General features: G+C 63.4%; 1 protein-coding gene. It reads right to left on the minus strand.

Annotated elements, in window-relative coordinates; genetic code table 11:
* The coding region (locus RA19_RS25160; protein WP_039168585.1) for an FAD-dependent oxidoreductase at nt 1–655 on the minus strand (655 nt) is incomplete at both ends.

Genomic DNA, 655 nt, shown 5'->3' on the forward strand with positions numbered 1-655 from the left:
CAACAACCTTCTTGCCCTCGGCATTCAGGTCGCCGTTGTCGAACTCCGCAACCGCGTCGCCAAAGCTCTTTTTGTTCGAGGCGCAGAGGAAATCAATCGCCTTGACGATGCCTTCCGAACCGCTGCCCGGCATCGCCAGATCGCGGGACTTGTAAACGCCGGTGGCGATGATCACGGCGTCATGCTTGCCGCGGATCTCCTCGAAAGAGATGTCTTCGCCCACATTGCAGTTCAGCACGAAGGTCACGCCGCCGTCGGCCAGCAGCTTATTGCGGCGCTCCACCACGTCCTTTTCCAGCTTGAAGCTGGGGATGCCATACATCAGCAGCCCGCCAGCGCGGTCATAGCGGTCATAAACGGTAACCTGCACGCCCGCCTTGCGCAGCATATCCGCGGCTGCCAGGCCGCCGGGACCCGCGCCGATGATGCCGACGCTCTCACCGCGCTCGGCCAGCGGGGCGGCGGGCTTGACCCAGCCGTTTTCCCAGGCGGTATCGGTGATGTATTTCTCGACCGAGCCGATGGTCACGGTGCCATGGCCCGACTGCTCGATCACGCAGTTGCCTTCGCACAGGCGGTCTTGCGGGCAAATGCGGCCGCAGATCTCCGGGAAGGTGTTGGTGGCCTGGCTGGTGGCATAGGCCTCTTCCAGGCG

The organism is Leisingera sp. ANG-M1, assembly GCF_000813745.1.
GTDB lineage: Bacteria > Pseudomonadota > Alphaproteobacteria > Rhodobacterales > Rhodobacteraceae > Leisingera.